Source organism: Streptomyces sp. NPDC050287 (assembly GCF_044459385.1).
Classification (GTDB): domain Bacteria; phylum Actinomycetota; class Actinomycetes; order Streptomycetales; family Streptomycetaceae; genus Streptomyces.
Map to the genome: position 1 here is coordinate 617,993 of NZ_JBITIY010000005.1, position 25,139 is coordinate 643,131.

Annotated in this window: 14 protein-coding genes; 8 read left to right on the top strand and 6 right to left on the bottom strand. The window is 71.6% G+C overall.

Translation table 11 applies throughout. The features are described from left to right. Position 1: 1 nt before the first annotated feature. The 6 genes from ACIBK3_RS21405 to ACIBK3_RS21430 all read right to left on the bottom strand — a co-directional run bounded on the left by ACIBK3_RS21405 (position 2) and on the right by ACIBK3_RS21430 (position 8,344). Positions 2-664 carry a transcriptional regulator gene (locus tag ACIBK3_RS21405; protein WP_399367578.1) on the bottom strand — a complete coding sequence of 221 codons (663 nt, stop codon included), beginning with the start codon at positions 662-664 and terminating at the stop codon, positions 2-4. Continuing rightward, a complete protein-coding gene (locus tag ACIBK3_RS21410; protein WP_399367580.1) occupies positions 661-2,526 on the bottom strand; it encodes an acyl-CoA dehydrogenase family protein in 1,866 nt (621 codons plus the stop codon). Before ACIBK3_RS21410 ends, ACIBK3_RS21405 begins: the two co-directional genes overlap by 4 nt. Continuing rightward, positions 2,523-3,584, bottom strand: coding sequence for a methyltransferase (locus ACIBK3_RS21415; protein WP_399367582.1), 1,062 nt, complete (start codon positions 3,582-3,584; stop codon positions 2,523-2,525). Before ACIBK3_RS21415 ends, ACIBK3_RS21410 begins: the two co-directional genes overlap by 4 nt. A 58-nt stretch (positions 3,585-3,642) precedes the next feature. Further along, entirely contained in the window at positions 3,643-4,419 is a 777-nt protein-coding gene (locus ACIBK3_RS21420; protein WP_399367584.1) for an N-acetyltransferase, read from the bottom strand. Between the two features lie 102 nt (positions 4,420-4,521). Beyond that, on the bottom strand, positions 4,522-5,316 hold the full coding sequence (locus ACIBK3_RS21425; protein WP_399367586.1) for a leucyl/phenylalanyl-tRNA--protein transferase: 795 nt from the start codon (positions 5,314-5,316) through the stop codon (positions 4,522-4,524). Position 5,317: 1 nt separating this feature from the next. Beyond that, positions 5,318-8,344 (bottom strand): amino acid adenylation domain-containing protein, encoded by a 3,027-nt coding sequence (locus ACIBK3_RS21430; RefSeq protein WP_399367588.1) that lies wholly within the window; start codon positions 8,342-8,344, stop codon positions 5,318-5,320. Between the two features lie 881 nt (positions 8,345-9,225). On the opposite strand from ACIBK3_RS21430, the gene ACIBK3_RS21435 reads away from it, so the two are divergent. The 8 genes from ACIBK3_RS21435 to ACIBK3_RS21470 all read left to right on the top strand — a co-directional run bounded on the left by ACIBK3_RS21435 (position 9,226) and on the right by ACIBK3_RS21470 (position 24,903). Then, positions 9,226-12,336 (top strand): amino acid adenylation domain-containing protein, encoded by a 3,111-nt coding sequence (locus ACIBK3_RS21435; RefSeq protein WP_399367590.1) that lies wholly within the window; start codon positions 9,226-9,228, stop codon positions 12,334-12,336. 5 nt (positions 12,337-12,341) lie between these two features. Continuing rightward, positions 12,342-18,812 carry an amino acid adenylation domain-containing protein gene (locus ACIBK3_RS21440; RefSeq protein WP_399367592.1) on the top strand — a complete coding sequence of 2,157 codons (6,471 nt, stop codon included), beginning with the start codon at positions 12,342-12,344 and terminating at the stop codon, positions 18,810-18,812. Beyond that, a complete protein-coding gene (sbnA, locus tag ACIBK3_RS21445) occupies positions 18,809-19,768 on the top strand; it encodes a 2,3-diaminopropionate biosynthesis protein SbnA (RefSeq protein ID WP_399367594.1) in 960 nt (319 codons plus the stop codon). Before ACIBK3_RS21440 ends, sbnA begins: the two co-directional genes overlap by 4 nt. Continuing rightward, the gene (gene sbnB, locus ACIBK3_RS21450; protein ID WP_399367596.1) at positions 19,765-20,787 is read left to right on the top strand and encodes a 2,3-diaminopropionate biosynthesis protein SbnB; all 1,023 of its coding nucleotides are present in this window, start codon (positions 19,765-19,767) and stop codon (positions 20,785-20,787) included. Before sbnA ends, sbnB begins: the two co-directional genes overlap by 4 nt. After that, entirely contained in the window at positions 20,781-22,079 is a 1,299-nt protein-coding gene (locus ACIBK3_RS21455) for an MFS transporter (protein ID WP_399367598.1), read from the top strand. Before sbnB ends, ACIBK3_RS21455 begins: the two co-directional genes overlap by 7 nt. Next, a complete protein-coding gene (locus ACIBK3_RS21460) occupies positions 22,051-23,313 on the top strand; it encodes an ATP-grasp domain-containing protein (protein ID WP_399367600.1) in 1,263 nt (420 codons plus the stop codon). Before ACIBK3_RS21455 ends, ACIBK3_RS21460 begins: the two co-directional genes overlap by 29 nt. 21 nt (positions 23,314-23,334) lie before the next feature. Next, positions 23,335-24,498 (top strand): MalY/PatB family protein, encoded by a 1,164-nt coding sequence (locus tag ACIBK3_RS21465; protein WP_399367602.1) that lies wholly within the window; start codon positions 23,335-23,337, stop codon positions 24,496-24,498. A 123-nt stretch (positions 24,499-24,621) separates the two neighbouring features. Further along, on the top strand, positions 24,622-24,903 hold the full coding sequence (locus tag ACIBK3_RS21470; RefSeq protein ID WP_399367604.1) for a metal-sensitive transcriptional regulator: 282 nt from the start codon (positions 24,622-24,624) through the stop codon (positions 24,901-24,903). Positions 24,904-25,139: the final 236 nt, after the last annotated feature.

Consider the following 25,139-nt stretch of genomic DNA (forward strand, 5'->3'; position numbering starts at 1 on the left):
GTCAGTCCGGGTCAAGACCGCGGGCCAGACAGTTCCAGAACGCGTTCTCCAGCCCGTGTACGGTCCGCGCGCAGCGCACGGCCGCGCCCGGATCGTCCCCGCGGCTCAGCCCGTCCGCCAGCGCGGCCGTCGCCTGATCCAGCAAGGGCTGTGGCGTATCGGCGAAGTAGCGGAAGTGCCCGACAGCCCGTTCCTCGAACCCGTAGTGCGCCACCAGGGCGTCAGCCACCCGGGCATAGGTATCGCCGGACTCCTGCACGTTCGCCAGCAGCGCCAGAGCGACGTCACTGACGGAGCCGTACAACGCCGAGCGCACCAGGTAGGCCGGATACGCCTGCGCCAGAGGCCGCGGTTCGTAGGCCCGGAGGTCCGGCTCGGCCATGCCGAGCGCCGCGGCGAAGTCGCCGAGCAGCCCGAGTGCTTCGCCCTCTCCCTCGGCCATGGCCAGGTACAGACTGCCCGCCGGCGGGTCCGGGAAGCGTGACGCGAGCAGTGCGAAGCTACGGCGATCGCTGCCCACGAGGTGATGGAGCTCCCCGGCGAGCCACCTGAGCCGTTCCCTGGGCATGCGGCCCTGTTCGAGCACATCCAGGAACCGGTTGGGCTCGGCGTCCTTGGCGATGTGCCCCTGGGCCGCGTCGAGGACGTCCGTCACGCTGTTCACCCGCTCCTCCTCATCGCTGGGTCGGGGGCTTGAGAGGTGTCCGTTCCTGTCGGCCGGACGATTCGCCTCAGGTTCGCCGCTGTGGACGGTCCCGGATCCGGTTCGGCGATCCAGGCGCCGTCGACGGAGGGGTCCACCACGCCGTCCTCCAGCCAGGCATAACGGCCGTCCAGGACTCTCCCGGTCACCTCGCGGTCCGCCTCGTCGGTGTTGTTGTCGAGCCGGTCCAGCAACTCGCCCACCCGGAGCCGGGCATGCCGGCAGAAGGCGTCGGCGAGTTCTCCCGGGGGGCCGTCGACGCCGTCGAGCGCACGGGCGTAGACGCAGCTGACGGTCATGGCGTACAGCTCGGCGCCGATGTCCACGATTCGGCCGAGGAACCGCTGGCGCTCGTCCAGCCTGGCGGCCGGACCGGCGGCGACCCGGCCGAGTTCGCCGGCGAGCCGGCGGCAGATCCGCTCCACGAAGCCGAGGTGGGCGTCCAGAGCACCGCCGTGACCGTACGACGGGCCACCGGTCCGGGGAGCCTCCCGCTCCTGTTCCTTCGGCGCGGGGCGGTGCGATTCCAGCAGGTCGTGAGCGAGGAAGGTCCGCAGCGCCTCGCTGGAGCCGTCGAAGATGCGACCGACCCGAACGTCACGCAGGAGTTGCTCGACCGGGATCCCGCGCTCGCCCCGCCGGACCGCGGAGTCCGCCGTCTCGTAGCCCCGACCACCCCGGATCTGCACCAGTTCGTCGGCAATGACACACGCCTGCTCCGACGCGAACAACTTGGCCAGCTCCGCGTCCAGCCTGGTGTCGGTGTCACCTGTCTCCGCCCGGCGAGCGATGACCTCGACCATCGCCTCCAGGGCGAACGCGGTGGCGGCGATGAAGGACACCTTCCCGGCGACCGCGTCGTGCCGGCCGATGGGCCGTCCGAACTGGACCCGGGCCACACTCCACTGCCGGGCGATCTTCAGGCTCCACTTCGCCGCCGCGGAGCACGCGGCCGGCAGCGACAGCCGGCCGGTGTCCTGGGCGGCGAGGGCGATGTCGAGGCCCTCGCCCTCCGCGCCGATCCGATTGCGTGCCGGGACGGCCACCTGGTGCAGGCGAATGCAGCCGTTCTCCAGACCACGCAGCCCGAGAAAGGTGTTGCGGTGCTCCACCGTCACCCCGGGTGAGCCGGCCTCCACGACGAACGCGGTCATGCGTCCCTCGCCGCCGTCCGCGGCGGGTACGACCGCCATCACCACCAGGAGATCGGCGACGACACCGTTGGTGGTCCAGGTCTTCACCCCGTCGAGGACATAACTGTCCGAGGCCGGGTCGTAGACGGCCGTCGTGCGCATGCGGTACGGGTCGTTGCCGATGTCGGCCTCGGTGAGCGCGAAGGCCGAGATCTCCCTGACACACCTGGGCAGGAACTCCTGCTTCTGTTCCTCGGTCCCGAACAGGAGGAGCGGCTGGGCGAGCCCGATGGCCTGGTGGGCGGCGAGCAACTCGCTCAGCGCCGGATGGGTGGTACTGGTGATCATCAGGGCGCGGAGGTAACAGAGGGAGGAGAGACCCAGCCCTCCGTACCGGCTCGGAAGCCTGATGCTCAGCGCACCGATGTCCTTGAGCCCTTCGATCACCGCATCGGGGACGCGGTCCTCACGCTCGATCGCCGCGCTGTCGACGTCCTTCTCACAGAAGTCGCGCAGGCGCGCCAGGAAGGCCTCCTCCGCCGGCCCCAGACGCCGTGGATCGCCCTCGGGCAGGGTGAGGAGATCCGTCCGCATCCGGCCGAGGAACAGTTCGGCGGCGAACCCCGGCCGCCGGGAGCCGGATGCCGTCTCCCGGCCGGCCTCGGGCTCCTGCGTCTGTCCCGCCGTCATGCCGCGGGGGTGGGGACGGCCTCGATGACCGACAGCGGTCCGGCCTGTCCCAGACCGACCGACCGCACGGTGAAGCCGCTCTCCGTCAGCAGCGACCGGAACTCGCCTTCGGTGCGCTCCTGTCCGCCGGTCGTGACCATCATGTTGAGGTCGGTGAAATAGGCGACGGGTGCGGAGGTGTCGGCGGTCTCGGGCAGCACCGTGCCGACGATCAGCAGCGTGGCCGACTCGGGCATGTGGGCGCGGACGGTGCGCAGGATCGCCCGGGCCTCGTCGTCGCCCCAGTCCTGGAAGACGCTCTTGATGATGTAGAGGTCCCCGCCGCCCGGTACCGACTGGAAGAAGTCTCCGGCCTGTACCTCACACCGGTCCGTGAGTCCGGCCTTGCTCAGGGTCGCGGGAGCCTCGGCCACGCCGCTCGGGCTGTCGAAGACGATGCCCCGCAGCTCGGGCCGGGGCAGCAGGATCGCGGTGAGCAGGGTGCCGTCGCCACCGCCGATGTCCACCACCGTCCCGGTCGCCGGGAAGTCGTACCCCGCGGCGAGCTGCCCGGCGGAGATCCTGGACTCCTCGCTCATCGCCTCGTTGAACAGGGTGCTGGTCTCGCCGTGCTGTGCCAGCCAGTCGTAGACACCCGTCTCGTAGACATGGTCGAAGGCGCGCTCGCCGGTCATGACGGTGTGGTGCAGGCTCTGCCAGGACGTGAAGAAGATGGGGTGGCAGAACATCCGGGCGAACTTGCGGAGGGAGTCCGGGGAGTCCGAGCGCAGCTGGGAGCCGATGTCGGTCAGCGCGAAGCGGCCCGGCTCGGGCTCCTCGGTGACGCCGACGGAGACCAGCATGCGCAGCAGCCGCCGGAGCGACGGTTCGTGTGCCTGGGTCTCGGCGGCCAGCTCCTGGCTGGTGCGGGACCCGGTGCCGATGAGGTCCGCAAGACCCAACTCGGCGGCGACGCCGACCGCGTGGGCGGTCATGTAGCCGCCGATCCGCTCGATCAGGGCCGCACGGAGGTCCAGTTTCCCGGTGGCGAGGACGTCCTGAGGAGTCGTGGTGCTCATGAGTCGTATTCCTTTCGTCGGTTTCGCTCGGGGAGGGTGAGAAGCGCGGTCACGGTCGTCAGGGGCGGTGGTCGGTGAGGCGGTGCCTGACCCAGACGTTCGGTTCGACGTAGACGGCGTAGTCGTGCGCGGTGTTCACCGTGAGCGGGGTCAGGGCGCCGGGCAGCTCGACCGCGCCGTCGGTGTCCAGGGGGAGCCCGGTCCACTCGCGCCACTGGGCAAGGCTGCCCGAGATGGTCATGGACGCCGGGCACACCTTCAGGACCTCACCGCCGACCCGCACGTGCACGCGCAGCCAGGGATCCTCGGGCAGCCCGTCGGGCCGCCGCAAGGCCAGGTACTCGGCCAGCGGCTGGTGCGGGTGCTGGTCCTTCCGGCTGGGACGGACCGGGCCCACGAGGTCGCGGAACCCCTTCTCGCGTGCGTGGCCGATCAGGGCACGCAGGGTGTACACGGACAGGTTCTGCGCAAGACGGCCCGGGACGATCGCGATCTCCAGCGCGCACAGAGCGGTCAGTTCCCGGCCGGCGCTGGTGTCGGTCAGGCACTGGCGGAGTGTCTCGTCCCAGCCGGTGTCGGGCAGGCTGCCGGGGTCACCGTCCCAGGCGAAGGGCACGCTGGCGGCTCGGGCTACGACACGCTCCTCCTCGTCCAGCACGACGAGCTGGTGCTCGGCGTGCCGCGCGAGGGCCCAGTCCACGAGGAGCGGATCGGGCCGTATGTAGGCGGGCCACGACGACTCCATCCTGATCAACGCGTCTTCCAGATCCGGTCTCTCGGCGAGGCTGATCACGCGCAGACCGGTGCTGGTGCTGGTGCTGGGGGACGCGGACATGTATGTCTCCTGTCGGTGAGCGCGAGGGACGCGGGCGAAGGCATGGCCCTGAGTGCCGGTGCGAGCCCGTCGGCGGAGAAGGGGGAAGCGCGAGAGCGGTCCTCACCCGGCGAGCCGTCGCGCGGGCAGTCGCTCCGTCGCCAACGGCCGACTCGCGTGCCGGGTGGTGGCCAGCAGCGTGAGGTACTCCGGCCGGGGAATCGGGGTCGCCCCCAGGAGCCGGACGTGGTCGCCGTCGCGCTGTACGTCGACGGCCAGCCCGCCGGCCTCGGCGAAGCGCCGGGTCAGGTCGACGACCGCCGCCTTGCCCGCCCCGCTGCGCAGCGTGAACTGGGAATCGGCGCTGAACACGGCTCCGACGCGGACGCCGAAGGTGCCGCCGATCAGTTCGTCGCCGTCCCAGACCTCCACACTGTGCGCGTGACCGAGTTCATGCAGCACGCACAGGCCCCGCAGCAGATCGTCGGTCAGCCAGTGCTCGGCGCGGCCCGCCCGGCACTGGCGGACCACGCGCTCGAAGCAGACGTCCGCCGTGGTCGTCCAGGTCGTCCTGTTGCGCAGTTGCTGACGCAGACTGCGCTGGAAGCGGGCCTGTTCGACGCGGATGACGGGCCGGGGATCCGGCGAACACCAGGCGATCGAGTAGGGCTCGTCAGAGCCGGGCAGCACCTTCACCGAACCGGCGTCGACCGCGGACTCGTAGATCAGCTCGTTGACGATCCGCTGTTCGGCCGTACCGGCCGGAAAGGGATAAAGGCCTCGCCGGTAGGCGGCGAGCAGGGTCTGGGGACCCAGCTCTCCACCGAAGGCGACGGGCCCTTCCGCGGGTCCGCCCAGGATGTCCAGCGCTTCCCATAAGCCGTCGTAACGAGCAAGCGTGCGGATGTACACGTCCACCTCACAGAAAGTCGATGGAGGTCAGGTACCGGATGTAGCGGTCGAGCATCTCCTCGTCCACGGGCGGAATCTCGATGCCGCTGCCGCGCAGCCCACGATCGACGTTGTCCCGGGAGAAGACTGGAAAGGTCGTTTCCAGGTACATCTCGGCGACGCTCATCTCGCCCGTGGAGCACCGGTCGATGAAGAGCGGAGCGAAGGGCGTCATGGGGTGGTCGGGCTGTTCGATCGCGGTCGTGACGATCCCGTCGATCCACTGTTCCCAGGGGATTTCGCGAATGGTGTGACCGTGCGCCCGCAGCCGCTCGGCAAGGAGGGAGACGTTCACCTTTCCGGGATTGGTCAGGTGGTAGATCTCGCCCGCCGGGAGCCGGCTCGACGCGATGTGCAGCAGCCCGGCGGAGAAGCAGTCGACCGGGGTGTAGTCGAGGGGAAGTTCGGCGATCGGTGAAGTCCCGGTGTCCACGATGAACTTCTTCATCGCGCACATCTCGGTCGCCGTGTTCCAGGCGCCCGTCTTGCGGTCGCCGGAGATGTCGGCGGCCCGGTAGATGGCGACCGGCAGTCCTTCCTTCGCCGCGTTCAGGAGCAGCCCCTCGGCGACCCACTTGCTCTCGACGTAGCCGACGGACAGCCGGTCCGGGTGGTCCAGCGGTGTCTCCTCGGTGACGTGCCGGACGCCGGCGGTGCCGAAGCCGGAGATCACGGCCATGGTCGAGACGTAGTGGACGGGTATGTTCCGGTAGCGTCCTGCCATCCGGATGATCTCCCGCGTGCCCTCGACGTTCGTCGGGCGCATGTGGGAGTAGGGGTAGATGAAGTTGACCAGTCCGCCCGGGTGGTGGATGACGTCGACGGTCTTGGCGAAGCGGTCGAAGTCCGCCTCCGAGAGGCCGAACCGTGGCTGGTCCAGGTCGCCTGGCACGACGGAGATCCGCCCGGACGCTCGGTACTCGTCGAGTTCGTCGTCCAGATAGCGCCGCGCGGTGCTCCTGATGCGCTCCATCGCGTGCCCGGCGTCGCGGCCACGCACGAGGCAGTGCACGGTGGCGCCGGTGGTCGCCAGCAGATCCCGCAGCAGGTAGATGCCGAGGAATCCGGTGGCTCCGGTGAGGAAGACGTGCGAGGGGTCCGCCCAGTCGGTCTCGCCCGCGGGCTCCGTCCGGATCGGTACGCCGACGGCGGTGTCGGCCCGGAGATCGGTCTGGGCCGCGCTGTCCGTGCTGAGGGTGCCGGCCCGGGCCGCCTCGACCGCCGCCGCGAAGCTGCGCAGCGTCGCGTCGTCCAGGAGCAACCGGATCAGGGGACGCACCTGGGTGATCAGGACGCCGAGCGAGGCGCGCACCTTCGCCAGGAGTTCAGCCGCGAGAATCGAGTTCCCGCCCAGCTCGAAGAAGTTGTCACCGGGTTCGACCGATTCCACGCCGAGCACCTGGCACCACAGGCCGGCGACGGCGCGCTCGACCAGGCTCGCGGACCCACCGTCGACGGCCGCCGGTGCGGCCGTCGGCACACCGGACGGATCGGGCAGGGCGGTGAGATCGACCTTGCCGTTCGTCGTCATCGGCATCTCGGGGAGCTGTACGAACCGCGCCGGGATCATGTAGGCGGGCAGGTGCCGGCCGGTGAACGCGCGCAGCTCAACCGGATCGAGCGGGCCGGGAGCCCGATTCGCGGTGAAGTAGGCGACGAGCTGTTCGTCTCCCTTGTGGGTGAAGGAGGTGACCGCGGCGTCGTCGATGAGATCGTGCGCCGAGACAGTCGCCTCGACCTCCGCCGGCTCGATACGGAATCCCCGGATCTTGATCTGCCGGTCCGCTCGCCCGGTGATCTCCAGGTTGCCGTCGGCGGTCCAGCCGCCCAGGTCGCCGGTGCGGTACACCAGCCCTGCCTCGTCCGGTCCCGGCAGGGCGAGGAACCGCCGCCTGCTCTGTGCCTCGTCGGCGAGGTAGCCCTGGGCGACCCCAGGTCCGCCGATGTAGATCTCGCCGTGCCGTTCGGGCGGGACCGGGTTCAGGTCCTCGTCGAGCACGTGGACGACGGTTCCCGGCAGCGGCTGTCCGACGGGTGCGGGGCCCTGTGCCGGCAGCACCGCCGGGGTGATCTCCATGGTGCAGGACGTGATCGTCGTCTCGGTCAGCCCGTAGGCGTTCACCAGCCGCGAGCCGGGCATCAGGCGCAGCGCGGTCCGGCAGTCCTCGGCGTGCACCGCGCTGCCGCCCACGATCGTGAGCCGCACCGGCAGTTCGGTGGGGTCGCGGGTCAGTTCGGCGAGGAAGGCCCGCCAGTACGGTGGGGTCAGGTCCATGACCGTCACGCCGAGCGACACCAGCCGGCCGGGCAGCTCACTCGGGGCCCAGTTGTACTCGGGCAGGACGAGGGTCGCGCCGTTGAGCAGGGTGTTGAGGATCTGCTCGATGGAGGTGTCGAAGGAGAGCGCGGCGAACTGCAGCACCCGGTCTTCCGGTCCGACACCGTAGCGCTCGTTGACGCTCCGGCACAGGTAGCCGAGGGAGGCGTGGCCCACCTGCACGGCCTTCGGGGAGCCCGTGGAGCCCGACGTGTAGATGATGTAGGCGGTGTCCGAGGGCCCGACGTCGGTCGAGGGCGGCCCGGCGGGGGATTTGGCGGTGACGTCGTCATCGGCGTCGACCGTCGTCACCGGGAGACCGGTGAAGCGGGCCTTGTGGCCGGAACGCGTGACGGCGATCGCGCAGCCGGTCTCCTTGACGTAGGCCGCTATCCGGTCGTCGGGGACACCCGGCTCGACGGGCAGATAGGCGGCCCCCGTCTTCAGCGTCGCGAGTAACGACACGATGAGGTCGATGGAACGCTCGAGGTGGACCATGACGACCGATCCGCGTCCGGCTCCCAGAGTCCGCAGGCGGTGGGCGAACCGGTTGGCGCGTCTGTCGAGTTCCATGTAGCTGATCCGACGGCCGTCGTGTTCCACCGCCGTCGCCTCGCCACGAGCCGCTGCCATGGCGGCGAAGCGATCATGGGCGTACGGCTTCCCAATGATGTCCATGAGTCCTCTCGTCCAGTGCGGGTGTGAGAACGCTGACTGCCCGTCACAGTGCATGGGTGACGGACTGCATGCCTGGAGCTGATCCGCTGGTTAACGGCGGAAAACGGAAAGGAAAAGCCACTGCGGCCAGAGAGAAACCGGCGTCATCCGGCTCTGAGAGAAATTGTCGAGTTCACCGGCCGCATCGGAAAATGCGCGGCGATGTCATCACGCGCAGCGGCCCGCCGAAGCGATCGGTACCTTCAGCGCCGAGGTCTCCATCGTTGCCGTCCCCCATCTTCAACCGAACGTCAGTTGCTGTGCCGAGTACACGAACCGGCGCCGACTGTGCTCTGTTGCGACCGTGCCGAGGAAACCCTACGGGGGTAGCCCTTGTCAACGGGGAAGATCACCTTTCTGGAGAGAGGTGCGAGTGGCAGAGTGCGGGCTACTTGTGCAGAAATACCGCACCGAAGGGGGTCTTGCCTGCATGGGGCGGACAAGGCGGATGGCCGGCGGTCTGCCGGTTATCCGGACCGGTGTGCTGCGAGGGTCCGCGCCGGCCTCCGTGCCGGAGACTCCTTGCTTCCCCTAGGGGGTATAGGTATAAGTAATGCGGTAGCCCGGTGGATGTGCCGCTGGCCAAGTCGGCCGTATGCGCACCCGCCAGGACGGAAGCAGCACACCGCACGGGGGAGCGGCCTTTGCATACCTCTTTCTGGTTCGAGATCGGCGGCACTGACGTCGGCGGGGCGGACAAACAGTTTCCCGCGTCAATTCATCGAGCATCGCCGGCCTGCGCTGTCCCGAACCGAGCGTCGTACACAGGGTGGGGCGAGTCCCGTGGACCTCTGACGTCGACCACCGATCCGCCCGTTCGCCGGCCGCACCTGGAGAACCGCATGAGTCACCCTCCGTCCTGGGACGGACTGATCGAGGACCGCTTCCGCGAACAGGTCCGCGCCCGCCCGTCGAGCCCGGCCCTGGTCGCGGGAGACACCGTCCTGACGTACCGCCAGCTCCATCGGCGGGCGGCGACGGCCGCGACCGGACTGCGCCGACTGGGCGTGACCCGCGAGACCCTGGTCGGCCTGGCCTTCGACCGGTCCGCCGACTCGATCGTGGCCCTGCTCGCCATCGTGTTGGCCGGCGGGGCGTACGTCCCTCTCGACCCCGCCTACCCCCGGCGCCGACTGGGCCAGATCACCGAAGCGGCCCGGTTACGCGTGGTCGTCTGCCCAGACCGGGTGCGCGAGCGCTTCACGGCCCCCGAGCCGGCCGCGACGTACGGTCTCGGGGAGCTGCTCGCCGGGAGCGACGGGGCTGCGGACCCCGGTACCGTGTCACCGCCCGCGCCCGGGGGGCGCTCGCCCCTGGCCTATGTGATGTTCACCTCCGGCAGCACCGGACGCCCCAAGGGCGTGATGGTCGAACACCGCGGTGTGCTCCGGCTGGTCACACACACGGACTACGTCGACCTCTCACCGCGGCAACGTGTGCTCCAGGCCGCCTCGCTCGCCTTCGACGCGGCGACCTTCGAGATCTGGGGCGCCCTGCTGAACGGTGCGTCGCTCCACGTCGTCGACCACGAGACGGCGGTCGTGCCCTGGCGTTTCGGACAGGCGATGCGGGACGGGCGCATCACCCTGGCGTGGGTGACCGCCCCCCTCTTCCACCGCATGGCGCAGGAGCACCCGGCCGCCTTCCGCTCCCTGGACACGCTGGTGACCGGCGGGGACGTCGTCTCCCCGGGACATGTGGCACGCGTCCGCGAAGCCTGCCCGGATCTCACCGTCGTCAACGGCTACGGTCCGACCGAGAACACCACCTTCACCACCACCTTCGCGGTCCCCGACCGGATCGACGGCCCGCTCCCGATCGGACGCCCCATCCCCGGCACCACGGTGCGGGTCTGCGACGACCGGGGCCGCCCGGTCCCCACCGGAACCGCCGGCGAGCTGTACGTCGCCGGCGCCGGACTCGCCCGCGGCTACCTCGCCGATCCCGACCTGACCGAGCGGAAGTTCGTCAGCCTGGACGGCGTGCGCCACTACCGGACCGGCGACCTCGTCCACGCCGACGAGGAGGGGCTGCTGCACTTCCACGGCCGGCAGGACGACCAGGTCAAGATCCGCGGTCATCTGGTGGAGCCGGCCGAGGTCAACGCCGCGCTGCTGGCGCTGCCGGGCGTGGCCGACGCGCACACCCGCGTCGTGGGCGAGCCGGGCGAGGAACGGTTCCTGGCGGCGTACGTCGTGGCTCCTCGCGAGGACATGCCCGCGATCCGTCGCCGGCTGCGTGAGCGGCTGCCGGGCTATCTGTGCCCCGACCGGTTCGTCCGGCTGGACCGGCTGCCCCTGACCCCCAGCGGCAAGGTCGACCGGCGGGCCCTGCCCCTTCCGGAACGCGAGAACGCACCCGAGCCGGCAAACCGCGAACTCACCGACGAGGAGCGGCGACTGGCCCGGTTATGGGCCGACGTCCTCGACATGGAGCCGGCGGACATCGGCCCTGACTCCGACTTCTTCGCACTCGGCGGCAACTCCCTGGGCCTGGGCGTGCTGATCGGCCGACTGCACCGGGACCGGTCCGTACACCTCGGCTACGCGGACGCGCTCGCGGCGACCACGCTCGCCGCGATGGCACGCGCTGTCGGGGCGGCAGGCGCCGCCCCGGTGCCGGGCCTCCCGGAACCGGTGCAGGGCCCCGCCCCCCTGCACCCGCAGCAGCAGGGCCTGTTCGCCCTCTGGCAGGCGGAGCCCACGTCCCTGGCGTACAACATCCCCGTGAAGGTGGAGCTGACCGGGCCGCTGGATCCGGACCGCCTCAGAGCGGCGCTTACCACCGTGGTGGCCCATGAGGAGGCGCTGCGGTTGCAGTTCACCATCGATGACACCGGGGTACGGCAGGAACCGGCGGCACCCGTCGCACCCGAGTTCACCTTCCTGCCCGCACCCGACGAGGCCGCCATGACCGGCTTCGTACGCCCCTTCCTGCCTCACCGGCCCGACGGCTCCCCGCTGCTGCGCGCCCTGCTGGTGCGCACCGGCGGGCCGGAACGGCACGAGCTGTACCTCGACACCCACCACGTCGTCCTCGACGGGGTCTCACTGCGGCTGCTCCTCGGGGAAGTGCTGGCCGCGTACGACGGAGAACGACTGCCTGAGAAGCCCACCGGCTACCGGACGGCGGCCCGGTGGGCCCACGAGCGGGCGGCGAGGGGCGCCGACGAGGCCGACGAGGCCTATTGGCTGGGGCAGTTGACGGACGTACCGACCGAGCCCGTCCTGCCCGTCGACCGCCCCCGCGGCCCGCGCCGGGCCACCCGTGGCGCCGTGGTGAGCGCCGTACTGGACAAGGACCGGTGCGCCGCGGTGCGGGCGGCCGTACAGCTGCACCGCACCACGGCGTTCTCAGTGCTGTTCGCCGCCTGGGCGGCCACGCTCGCGCGCCTTTCCGGACGCCGGGACTTCGTCGTCGGAACGCCCACCAGCGGCCGTACCCGACCGGAGTTCGCCGACGTCGTCGGCATGTTCGTCAACACGGCCTGTCTGCGCGTGCGGCTGGATGAGCACACCACGCTGGACGCGCTGGTGGCCCAGGCGGACCGGCTGGCCGGCGAGGCACTGTCCCACCAGGGGCCGCCGTTCCCGCGGCTGGCACGGCGCCTCGGCCACGAGCCCGAACGGGGCCGCAACCCACTCTTCGACGTGCTGTTCGCCCTCCAGGACATCGACTTCCACGTCCTGCACGCGGCGGACCTGACCGCACGAACCGAGCTGCTCAATCCGGGCACCACCCGGTTCGACCTCAACCTCCAGGCGTACCTGCGCCCCGACGAACTGCGGCTGGACCTGGAGTACGCCACCGACCTCTACGACAGTTCGTCCGCCGGCCTGCTCCTGGACGAGTACCTGACGACCCTTGACGACCTGTTGACGGACCCCACCGCCCCGGTGCGCCGGGCGCAGCCCGCGACGCCGGCCGCGCAGCTTCCGGACTTCGTTCTCTGACCGCCGTGACGACGCAGACGAAGGACACCATGACCACCCCGTTCCAGCTCAGCCGCGCCCTGCAGGCCCACCCGGAGCAGGCCGGGTACTGGCGGTCCCGCCTCGCCTCCTGGGAGCAGCCCACGCTCCTGCCGCGCGACTTCCTCGCCGGCACCACCGAGGCGGCCCACGACCGGACCCTCGTCCCGTTGCCCGCCGACTGCGTCACCCGCTGCCGGGACCTGACCCGGGACCAGCCCGCCCTGGCCCGCGTGCTGAGCGTGGCCGTCCTCGCGCTGCTGGCCGCCCGGGCCACCGACACCGAACAGGTCCAGGTCGTCACCGGGCACCCGAGCCCCGGCACCGGACGGACGGCCGCCTTCCCGCTGGGCCTGACCGTCGCCCGCGACGGGACCCTGCGTCACCTGCTCGCCGCAGCGCGCACGGCCTACCAGGAGGCGACCGGACACCTCGACATCCCGGTCGGGGACCTCCTCCGGAGCGAGGCCGGCATCCCGACGGATCTCGCCGCCGGGGTCGACGACGAGCTGCCCACCGCGGACGCCGATCACGCGGGCTGGGTGATCCAGCTGGACCTGCGGCTGCACGCGACCGAGCCGCACCTGTCCCTGCGCTACCGGGCGGACCTGTTCACCGCGGCCACCGCGCACCGGCTGGCCACCACCTACGTCCGGCTCCTGGCGGCGACCACCCGGGAGCCGGACGCCCCCTTCGGGCCGCTCCTCGACGCCGACCCCGCCGAACGCGAGGCGATCGCCCGCTTCAACGCCACCGCGGCAGAGGTCCCCGCGAACGCCACCCTGCACAGCTTCCTGGCGGACCAGGCGGCACGCACCCCGAAGCGGATCGCGATCCGGGACAACGGCACCACGTACGCCGAACTCGACCGGCAGGCCAACCAACTCGCCCGCCGGCTGCGCGACGCCGGCGTACGGCCGGGCACGGTAGTGGGTGTCTGCCTGCCCCGCGGCCCGCTCGAACTCACCGTGGTCCACGCCGTCCTCAAGGCCGGCGGAGCCTACCTGCCCATCGACCCGACGCTGCCCGCGGCCCGCGTGACCTACCTGCTGGAGCACAGCGAGGCACCCGTCGTGGTCGGTGACGCGGCTGCCCGCGTGTCCCTGCCGTACGCCGGAACGTTCGTCGACGCCACCGAGCCGGGCGTCCTCGACGGCGACGCACCCGCGCCCGAGGGCGGCGCCGGCCCGGACGACCTGTGCTACGTCATCTACACCTCCGGCTCCACCGGTCGCCCCAAGGGGGTGATGCTGGAACACCGTGCGGTCGTGAACCGCTTGGTGTGGATGCAGCGCGCGTACCCGCTGGCCGCGGACGACGTCATCCTGCACAAGACGCCGTTCACCTTCGACGTGTCGGTGTGGGAGATCTTCTGGTGGGCCCTCGCCGGAGCCTCCGTGTGCACCCTGCCGTCGGGCGACGAGAAGGACCCGGCGGCCTTGGTCGCCCGGATCGCCGAACACCGCGTCACCACCGTGCACTTCGTGCCGTCGATGCTCCAGGCCTTCCTGCAGTACGTCGCCGAGGACCGGGCCGGTCTGGCCGCGCTGCGCCAGGTGTTCGCCAGCGGAGAGGCGCTGGGCACCCCACAGGCGGTCCGCTTCGCCGAACTGCTCACCGCGCCGCACGGCACCTCGCTCGTCAACCTCTACGGCCCGACCGAGGCCGCCGTCGACGTGACCCACTTCCCGTGCGCGGACCTGGACCCGCGGCGACCGGTCCCGCTGGGCCGCCCCATCGACAACCTGACGCTGCGGGTGCGTACCCGTGCCGGCACCACCGCCCCGATCGGCACACCGGGCGAGCTGTGCATCGGCGGAGCCGGCCTGTCGCGCGGCTACCTGAACGCACCGGAGCTGACCGCCGAGCGCTTCGTCACCGACCCCGAATTCCCGGACCGCCGCGGCTACCGGACCGGCGACCTGGCCCGCTGGCTGCCGGACGGCACACTGGAGTACCTGGGCCGACTCGACACCCAGATCAAGATCCGCGGCTACCGCATCGAGCCCGCCGAGATCGAGCACGTCGCCGAGGGCACGCCGGGCGTCACCGCCTGCGCGGTCCTCGCGGTCGAGGACGACTCCGGCCACCGCAGCCTGTGCGCCTACGTCGTCCCCGGCGACGGCTACGACGAGGAGGCGCTGCGCGCCCGGCTGGCGGCCGAACTGCCCTCGTACATGGTTCCGCAATTCGTCGTCACCCTGCCCGCCGTCCCCACCAACCACAACGGCAAGCGGGACACGAAGGCGTTCCCGCCGCCCCACCGGAGCACCCGCCGCGCCGGGCGACGCACGCCCACCAGCGAGGTCGCCGTCCGCCTGGCGGACATCTGGGCCCGGGTGCTGGGCGTCGAGGACATCGGGCTCGACGACAGCTTCTTCGCCCTCGGCGGCGACTCGATCATGATGGTCCGGGTGCTGGCCGAGGCACGCCGGGCAGGGCTCGACTTCTCCTTTCAGGACCTGTTCGCCCACCCCACGCTCGCCGCACTGGAGCCACGGGTCCGGCGTGACCGGCAGGACGCCGGCCCGGCCCGCCCGCTCGATCTGCTCGCCCCGGCCGACGTCGACCGCCTGCCACCGGACGTGCAGGACGCGTACCCGCTGTCCGCCCTGCAGACCGGGCTGCTGTACGAGGTCGAACTGACCGGACACCGTCCGGGGCTGTACCACGACATCGTCGGCTTCCGCATCGACGAGCCCCTGGACCTGGCCGCGTTCCGCGCCGCGGCCGACCTGGTGGCCGCCCGCCATCCCATGCTCCGTACCTCGCTGCACGTCTCCGGCTACAGCGAGCCGCTGCAGATCGTGCACCGCGAGAGGCCGGACCTGGTCGAGGTCACCGACCTGTCGCACCTGGACGAGGCCGGGCAGGAACGGGCACTGAACGACCACTACGAGCGCGAACTCGCCCGCGGCTTCCGCCCGGAGACGGGCGGCCTGGTCCGCGTCCAGCTGCACCTGCTGGGCGAACGGGGATACCAGTACAGCCTCAGCTACCACGCGGCCACGCTGGACGGCTGGAGTGTCAGTGTCGTCCACCACGACCTGTTCGCCGCCTACCTGGCCCTGCGCGAGGGCCGCACCCCGCCGCTCGCTCCGCTCGGCACCGGCTACCAGGACTTCGTGCGCCTGGAGCGGGAGGCGGCCGGCTCGGCGGCGAGCCGCGCCTTCTGGGAGGACCTCCTGGACGGTCACGAGGGCGGTCGACTGCCCCGCCTTCCCCTGGAAGAAAACCACGCAGGGGTGGCCATGCATGACGTCCCCCTGCCGGACGGCGTCCCCGCCGGAGTGACCCGGGTCGCCCAGCGCCTCGACGTACCTGTGAAATCGGTGCTCATGGCCGCCCACCTGACCGTCCTCGCGCTGGTCTGCGGCACGGACGACGTGCTCACGGGCTACGAGCACAGCGGAAGGCCCGAGGTCGCCGACGGGGACCGCATCACCGGTCTGTTCCTGAACACCCTTCCGCTCCGGGCCCGCGTCGGCGACGGCAGTTGGGCCGACCTGGTCCGCGAGGCGTACCGCGCGGAGACCGCCTTGCTGCCGCACCGGCGCCATCCCATGAGCGAGATGAAGCGCCGACGCCCCACGCGCGAACCGCTGTTCGAGGCGGTCTTCAACTTCACGCACTTCCACGTCCTGGACGAACTGCGCCGCGACCACGGGCTGCGGCTGGAGCGCACCCGGGTCGCCAGCGAGACCGAGTTCCCCTTCCGCGCGGAGTTCTGGCAGGACGCCTTCACCGGCACGGTGGCACTGTCCCTGCACTACCACCGCGACCAGTTCCCGCCCGAGCAGATCCAGCGGATCGCCGGCTACTACGCGCGCGCCCTGGAGCTGCTGGTCACCGACCCCGACGCCCGAGTCCGGGACGCCGTCCTGCTGGGCGACGCGGAACGCGCGCTGCTCGCGGGCTTCGCCGGCGAGGCGCGAGAGCTGCCGGAGACCGGTGTGCTCGGGCTGTTCGCGGCGCAGGTGGCCGCCCGGCCGCAGGCGGTCGCGGTCCAGCACGGCCCCCACACGCTCACCTATCGGGAGCTGGACTCCCGGTCCGGCCGGCTGGCCGCCCAGCTGGCCGCGGCTGGAGTACGGCCGGGCGACGTGGTCGCCGCGCCGATGGAGCGCGGGATCGCCTGGGCCGTCACCGTCCTCGCGGTGCTCCGGCTCGGCGCGGTGTACCTGCCGCAGGACCCGGCCGACCCTCCCGCCCGGCTGCGCGCCATGCTGGCCCGGTCCGCCTGCCGTCATGTGCTGACCGCCGCCGCGACCCGAGACGCGCTGGCCCACGCCCTCATCTCGGACGACAGGTCCACACCGGCGGTGCTCTGCTACGAGGAGTTGACGGAAGATCATCACGGGCAGCCGGCGCCCCGCCACACCCCGGCCCCCGCCGACCCCGCGTACCTGATCTTCACCTCGGGTTCCACCGGCGAGCCCAAGGGGGCGCTCGTCCACCACGAAGGCATGCTCAACCACCTCCTGGCCAAGGTCGACGCGCTCGAGATGACGGAGGACGACGTGGTCGCCCAGGTGGCCACCCAGTGCTTCGACATCTCCGTCTGGCAGCTGCTCGCCGCCTGGCTGGTGGGCGGGCGCACCGTGATCTACGGCGCCGACGTGGTCACCGATCTGCCCGCCTTCGCCCGGGCGCTGGAGGACGACGCCGTCAGCGTGCTGGAGGTCGTTCCGTCGTTCCTGGACGCCCTGCTCGGCGAACTGGACCTGAGGCCCCGCGCCCTGACCGCCCTGCGCTGGAACCTGGTCACCGGTGAGGCCTTCCCGCCCGCGCTGAGCCGCCGCTGGTTCGACCGCTACGACATACCGATGGTCAACGCCTACGGCCCGACCGAGACCTCCGACGACGTGACCCACCACGTCCTCACCGCACCGGCCACCGGACAGAGGGTGCCCGTCGGCCGGCCGATCGCCAACACCGGCATCCACATCGTCGGCCCCGACGGGCGGCAGGTACCCGTCGGCACCTACGGCGAGATCCTGGTCACCGGCACGGCCGTGGGCCTCGGCTACCTCAACGACCCCGAGCGCACCGCCCGCGCTTTCGCACCCAACACGCTCGACGCCGCCTCCGGCATGCTGTACCGCACCGGCGACATCGGCCGCTGGCTCCCCGGCGGAGTGCTGGACTGCGCGGGCCGCCGCGACCACCAGACCAAGGTGCGCGGACACCGGATCGAACCGAGCGAGGTCGAGGGCGCGTTGGCCCGGGTTCCGGGCGTGGACCATGCCGTGGTGCTGCCGCGCCGGGACGGCGGCCGGGACTTGCTGGCCGCCTGGTACACCGGCCCCGCCGAACCCCGGCCGGACGTGCTCCGCGCCGAGCTGGCACGCTTCCTGCCCCGCTACCTGCTGCCGGACGTCTTCGAACGGCTGGACGCCTTCCCCGTCACCCGCAACGGCAAGGTGGACCGCGCCGCGCTGGGCCGCCGGCCGCTCGACGCCGCGGTACGCCCGGCCGCCGAACCGCCGGCGAACCGGGCCGAGGCCGAACTGGTCGCGGCCTTCGCGGAGATCCTCGGCCTGCCCGCGGACACCGTGGGCGTCACCGACAGCTTCTTCGACCTGGGCGGGCACTCGCTCGCCGCGATGCGCCTGACAGCCCGGCTGCCCGGCGGCGCGACCCTGCGGGACGTGGTCGCCCACCCGACCGCCCGAGCCCTGGCCCGGCGCGCCGGTCACCCGGCCGCCCCGCGCGGGGAGAGTGCGCTGCTGACCGACCTGACCGAGTCCGCCGGGCTGCGGCCCGCGGGCCCGCCCGCCACGGTGGTGTGCTTCCCCTTCGCCGGCGGCACCCCGGTCAGCTACCTGGACTGCACCCGGGCGCTGCACCGGGCCGGCACCCCCGCCCGGGTGCTGGCGGCCGACTACGGCGACACCGGACCCACCGAGCTGGCCGCCGCCCTTGCCGATCACGCCGAGGGACCGTTCGTCCTGCTCGGCCACTCCTCCGGAGCGGCCCCCGCACTGGACACGGCCTTCGCGCTCAGCCGGGCGGGCCGTGCACCGGAGCACGTGTTCCTGGTCGCCTCGGCGCCGCCCGCCGACACCGCCGCGGCCCCCGACCCGCGGGAAAAGCCGGACCACACCGACGAAGAGGTGCTGACCTGGCTGATGGAGAACACCGGCCTGGACGCGGCCCTGTTCACCCCGGACGAGCGGCACCGGCTCGCCACGGCGTTCCGGCATCACACGGTGGCCTCGGCTCGGTCCTGGGCGCGGCTGTCCGCCCTGCCACCGGACACCGTCCTGGACAGCCCGGTCACCGTGCTGCTCGCCGCCGACGACCCGCTCATGCGGGACCACGAACAGCACGTTCACCGCTGGGGCCGCTTCACCGGCACGTTCGCGCTGAGCATCGTCGCGCACGGCGGCCACCATCTCAACGCGACCCGTCCCGACTTCCTGGCCGAGCAGATCAGCAAGGTGGTGGGAGCGTGAGGACGCAGTGGGCCTACGAGCTGGGCTGGGGTCAGGCCTTCCTCGAACTGCCCGACTTCGTGCCCGGCTTCTCCACCCACCTGAAGCTCGAAGGCTTCAACCCGGCGGGCTCCGTCAAGCTCAAGGCGGCGCGCGCGATGGTCGAGAACGCCGAGGCCGACGGGGTGCTCAAGCCTGGCTCCCGGCTGATCGAGTCGACCTCCGGCAACCTGGGCATCGCGCTGGCCTCGGTCTGCGCCGCCAAGGGCCACCGGCTCACCCTGGTCACCGACCCGAACGCCAACGAGCACAGCGTGCGCTTCATGCGGGCCCTGGGCGCCGAGGTGGTCGTGATCACCGCCCGGGACTCCAACGGGGGCTTCCTGCAGAGCCGGATCGAGCTGATCCACCGGGTGCTGGCCGAGGACCCGTCCGTCGTATGGCTCAACCAGTACGTCAACCCCGCCAACCCCGGGGCACACCTGGACACCACTGCCGTGGAGATCTTCCAGGGCTTCGGCGCCCCCGACTGGCTGTTCATCGGTGCGGGCACCAGCGGCACCTTGATGGGGGTGACCGAGTACGTGCGCCGCACCCGCGCGGCCACCCGGATCGTGGCCGTCGACACCCTGGGCTCCGTCACCTTCGGCGGACCGCCCGGACGGCGGTGGATCCCGGGTCTGGGCGCCAGCCGACGGCCGGAGATCTTCGAGGACGACGGCTCCTTCGACAAGGTGCTGGTCGAGGAACGCGACACGGTCCTGATGTGTCGTCACATCGCCCGCTCCTACGGTCTGCTCCTCGGCGGCTCCTCGGGCACCGTGCTGGCCGCCGTACGAGCCATGCGCGACTCCATCTCCTCCGGCAGCACCGTCCTCGCCATCGCCCCCGACCTCGGAGACCGCTACCTGGACTCCTTGTACGACGACGACTGGGTCACCGCCCGCTTCGGCCCGGCGGCCACCGCACTGACATGACGAACGACGAAGGGACACCGATGACGGTCTTCTCGGTCCTCACCGGCAAGGAGGTCGGCGCCCTGCTGGCCGGGCAGGAACGGGGCGTGATCGACCGGGTGCGTGAGGCCTACCTGGCGCACGACGACGGCGACAGCGTCAACCCGGACAGCTACTTCCTCCGCTTCCCCGAGAAGCCCGACTCCCGCATCATCGCGCTGCCCGCCTACCTCGGCGGCGAGGTGAACACCGCCGGCATCAAGTGGATCAGCAGCTTCCCCGCCAACGTCGCCAAGGGCGAACCGCGCGCCTCGGCAGTGCTGGTACTCAACGACTACACGACCGGCCGTCCGTTCGCCCTGCTGGAGGGCGCCGGCATCAGCGCCGTACGCACCGCTGCCTCGGCCGCCGTCGCGGCCACCGCCCTCACCGCGACCCCGCCCGCCACGCTCGGCGTGGTCGGCGGCGGCGTGATCGCCCGAACCGTCTGCCAGTACCTGTACGCGGCCGGACTCGCGCCGACGGAAGCCCGCTGCCACGACCTCGACCCCGCGTCGGCCGCCGCCCTCACCGGCCATCTGCGCGACCGGTACGCCGCCACCGCACGAGAGACGGACCTGTCCGCCGCCCTCGACTGCGACCTGGTGCTGTTCGCCACCACCGCACTGTCCCCCTACGTCCCGTCCGAGCACCGCTTCCGTCCTGGCCAACTGGTGCTGAACGTCTCGCTGCGCGACCTGGCACCGCAGACGCTGCTCTCCGCCGACAACGTCCTCGACGACATCGAGCACTGCATGAAGGCCAACACCTCCCCGCACCTGGCCGAACAGCTCACCGGCGGACGGGACTTCGTCACCGGGACACTGGCCGGCGTGCTGCGCGGCCGGGTGCGGCTCGACCCGGACCGGCCCACCGTGTTCTCGCCCTTCGGCCTCGGCGTCCTCGACCTGGCCGTGGGGCACTGGCTGTACGAGCGGGCAGTCAAGGAGGACCGGCTGGTACGGCTGCCCGACTTCTTCGGGGAGTCGCGCCGGTGGTGAACGACAAGGGCGCTGATTCCGGGCAGCTGCTGACCAGCCGGCAGCTGACCGCGCTGGTCGTGGCGCGCGCGGCGAGCTGCGCGGGATTCTTCGCGGTACTGCCGTATCTCGGGCTGTGGCTGATGGACGACCGTGGGCTCTCCGGAGCGTCCGCCGGTCTCGTGGTGGGCGCCTCCATCCTGGCCAACCGGGCGGGCGGGGTGCTGCTGGTCCAGCTCATCCACCGGCTGGGCCTCAAGGCCTCGGTGGGCGTCGGCTACCTCGGCGCGGTCGTCGTCTTCGGCGTGCTCGGCATGGGCCTGCGCCTGCCGACGTACGGGTGGCTGGTGCTCGCCGTGCTGGTCGGGCTGTTCCTGGCGATGGCGACCACGGCGATGAAGGCCCAAGTCGCCGCCTTCCCGCCGGATCAGCGGCTGCGGGGCTTCAGCTACCTCAACATGGCCGTCAACGCCGGCTCCGCGGTGGGCCCGGTCATCGGCGGCCAGCTGCTGGAGTGGCAGGCCGACCGGCTGCCCCTGTCGGCCGCGCTGCTGGACCTGGTCGCGCTGGCCGTCGTGCCCGCCTTGCCGGGCGATTGGCGGGCCGCCGACCGCAGTGGCGCGCCGGCGCCGGCCGGATCGACCGTCGGCCGCCGGCTGCCCGGTCGGCGCTTCGCCACCTTCACCCTGCTGGTCTGCGGCACCTGGGTGGCGTACGCGCAGGTCTTCGACGTGCTTCCGGCCTATCTGGGGGACTCGGTCGGCACCCGCGAGCTGGGCCTCGTGTTCACCCTGAACGCGGTCCTGGTGGTGGCATTGCAGGTACCGGTGTCCGCGCTGTCACGTCGGCTGCTGAACCACCCGCGCGCCGGCTTCGGACTGCTGTGCCTGACGGCGAACGCGGTCCTCGCGCTCGCCGTCGTGCTGTTCGGCCTGGGTCGTTCGGCCGGATTCGGCCTGGTCCTCACGGCCATGGTCCTGTTCACCCTGTCCGAGCTGGTGTGGAGTCCGCTGTACGACACCCAGGTCGGCGAACGCCGCGGCGAGCTGTCCACCACCGCCGCGTACGCCCTGGCAGGCGTGGCGTGGGGTTCGGCCGAGTCGGTCGGTGCGTGGCTGGGCACGCTCCTGGTCGTCCACCGCTCCGGGCCGGAGACGCTGTCCGGCACGGCTGCGACGCCGTACTGGGGCGGTGCCGCGCTCGCCCTGCTCACCGGCCTGGCCCTGTCCTGGGGCGGCCGGCACAAGTCAGAGAAACCGCTTGGCGGTCAGGAAGGGAATGCCCATGACGTGGATGTGTCTGCTCGGGCCTAGCCCCGGCGGAGCCAGGGCGATCGCGCTGCACGGGCACTGCCCGGTGGCGCTGGTGCCTCCCGGTACGGCCGTGCCCCCGGAGGTAGCGGCGCACGCGGAACGCGTCGTCTTCTGCCCGATCACCGACCACGACGCGGCGCGGGCCGCCGTCGACCGCCTGGTGGCCGAGCTGGGCCCGCCACGGCTGGTGGTGTCCTTCACGGAGTTCGCCCAAGAGGTCTGCGCCCGGATCGCCACGGAACTCGGTCTGCCCTCGGTGACCCCCGAGGCGGCGGCGCGCGCACGCGACAAGGCCACCATGCGCGCCCTTCTCGCCGGCACTCCGTACGCCTGGCCGTACGCGGCCGGCACCCCGCGGGAGGTCGCCGCCGCCGTACGCGCGGAACCCGACGGCGTCCGCTGGATCGTCAAGCCCAACGACGGCGCGGGCAGCGCCGGGGTCACGGCACTGGAGTCGTACGCGGATCTGGACCGGTGGCTGGCGGAAGCGGCGGCCGGAGTGGCTGGTGAAACCACGGTGGAAACGACGGCCCGAGCGGCAGCCGACGGTGGTGACCGGGACACGGGCCGCTACATCGTCGAACACGCCGCCCATGGCCCGGAGTTCAGTGTCGAGGCGGTGAGCGCGGACGGCGCGCACACGATCCTCGCGGTCACCGCGAAGCAGACGACCGGCAGCCCCGGTTTCGTGGAGACCGGCCACGTCGTGCCGGCCCCGCTGACCGAGGCCGATGCCGCGCGGCTCCGGGACGCCACGCGATGTGTCCTTGACCGGCTGGGCATCCGATACGGCGCCAGCCATACCGAGCTGCGACTCGACCCGGTGCACGGCCCGGTCGTCATCGAGACCCACACCCGGGTCGGCGGCGACTGCATCCCGGAGCTGGTCGAACTCGCCACGGGCCAGGACCAGTACGAACGCGCGATCGCCGCCCTGCTCGGTACCGCGCCGGCGCTGTCGCCGGCCCCGGCCGCGCCGGCCGCGGCGATCGGCTTCGTCGTCCCTCCCGGCCCCGGCACCCTCACCGCGCTGTCCGTCACTCCCGTGCCCGGCATCCTGCGCTGGGACTTCGACCGCACCCCCGGCCGCGACCTCACCCGGCTCCGCAGCTCCGAGGACCGCGTCGGCTACGTCATCGCCCTCGGTCCGACACCGGCGGACGCGGCGGAGACCGTCGCCAAGGCCGTCGCCGGCGTCCACCTCCAGACCGCCCCGAGCGTCCACCAGGAATGACGGACGGCAGCACGGCATCCCATGGCAGAAAGGCACCCCATGTTCGACGACCTCGACGTCCGCGCGCTCTCCCGTCGCCCCGGAGCCAAGTGGAGCCGCGTCGAGCCGGACGTACTCCCGGCATGGATCGCGGAGATGGACTTCCCGCCCGCCCCCGAGGTGCGTGAGGCCCTGCTGCGGTGTGTGGAGCACGACCTCGGCTACCCCTCATGGGACGGACGGCCCGCCGAGAACCCGCTGCGGCCCGCCTTCGCCGAGCGCATGCGCGAACGCCACGGCTGGGCGCTCGACGCCTCGTACGTAAGGGAGTTCACCGACATCAACCAGGGTCTCCAGGCCGTACTGACCGTCGCCACAGGGCCGGGCGACGGCGTCGTGGTGCACACCCCGACCTACCCGCCGTTCCTGGAGACGATCGCGAGCATGGGGCGGCGTCTCCACCCGGTGCCGTACGCGCCGGACGGCGACAGCTGGACGTTCGACGCCGACCGGCTGGACCGGGAACTGCGGCAACGGGCCGCCCGGGTGCTGCTGCTGGTCAACCCGCACAACCCGACGGGACGCGCGCTGCGCCGCGAGGAACTGGAGGTCCTGGCGTCGCTCGCGCTCCGCCACGGCCTGCTGGTCGTCGCGGACGAGATCCACTCCGACCTCGTCCACGCCCCGCATCAGCACATCCCGTTCGCCTCCCTCTCGGCCGAGGTGGCCGCGCGCACGGTGACTCTGACCTCGGCCACCAAGGCGTTCAACGTGCCCGGAGCGCGCTGCGCCGTCGCCCACGTCGGCGCGGCGGAGGTCCGCGAGGCGCTGGCGCACCCCAGCCACCTGTACGGCGAACCGAACACCTTCGGCGTCGCCGCCACCCTGGCCGCCTGGCGGGACGGGGACGCCTGGCTCGCGGAGCTGATGCCGGTCCTCGCGCGCAACGCCCAGTTGGTGCGCGAGGAGCTTCCGCCCGGCGTGCGCTACCGAATGCCGGAGGCGACGTTCCTCGCCTGGCTGGACTGCCGCGGTCTGGACCTGGATGCCGACCCGCACGCCTTCTTCCTGAAGAAGGCCCGGGTCCTCCTCAACGACGGCCGCTCCTTCGGAACAGAAGGCGAGGGCTATGTAAGGCTCAACTTCGCTACGTCACAGGGCATTCTGCTGGACATCCTGCGCCGGATCCGGGACTCCCTGGACTGAGCATCGCCTGTCAGGCGTTTCCGATCGGCCCCAGATGCTTTATACCGGCCCAGGGTATCTTTCTAAGGGGAACCCCCTGCGCGGTGCGGGGCAACCCTCGGGAGAGGGAAGGGAAACGGAATCATGGCGGCGCAGAAAAAGCACAAGGACGACGTGATGATGCGGCTCCGCCGTATCGAGGGCCAGGTGCGCGGCCTCCAGCGCCTGGTGGCAGAGGACACGTACTGCATCGACGTCCTCACCCAGGTGTCGGCGGTGACCCGGGCACTGCAGTCGTTCGCCCTGCAGATGCTCGACGAGCACATGGCCACCTGCGTGAGCGACGCGGTCGCCGAGGGCGGCGAGGAACGGGAGCAGAAACTGAAGGAGGCCTCCGACGCGATCGCCCGCCTGGTGCGCTCGTAACGCACTGCTGAGCGGAGCCGTTTTTCTCCGCTCCGCTGCCCGGCCGTCGTCGGCGGACGCCGTGGAAGCAGCCGCGCAGGGGCGGACCGCACGCCCTTGAAAGGCTCGACCACATCGCCCTCTCCCGCGTCCGGGCCACCGGGGCCGTGATCTTCCCCAACTGCTGCCTGCACGCGACCACGGTCCCGCCCCGCTCCACACGGACTCCTTCGGAGCGGGGACACACGTGAGTGGAA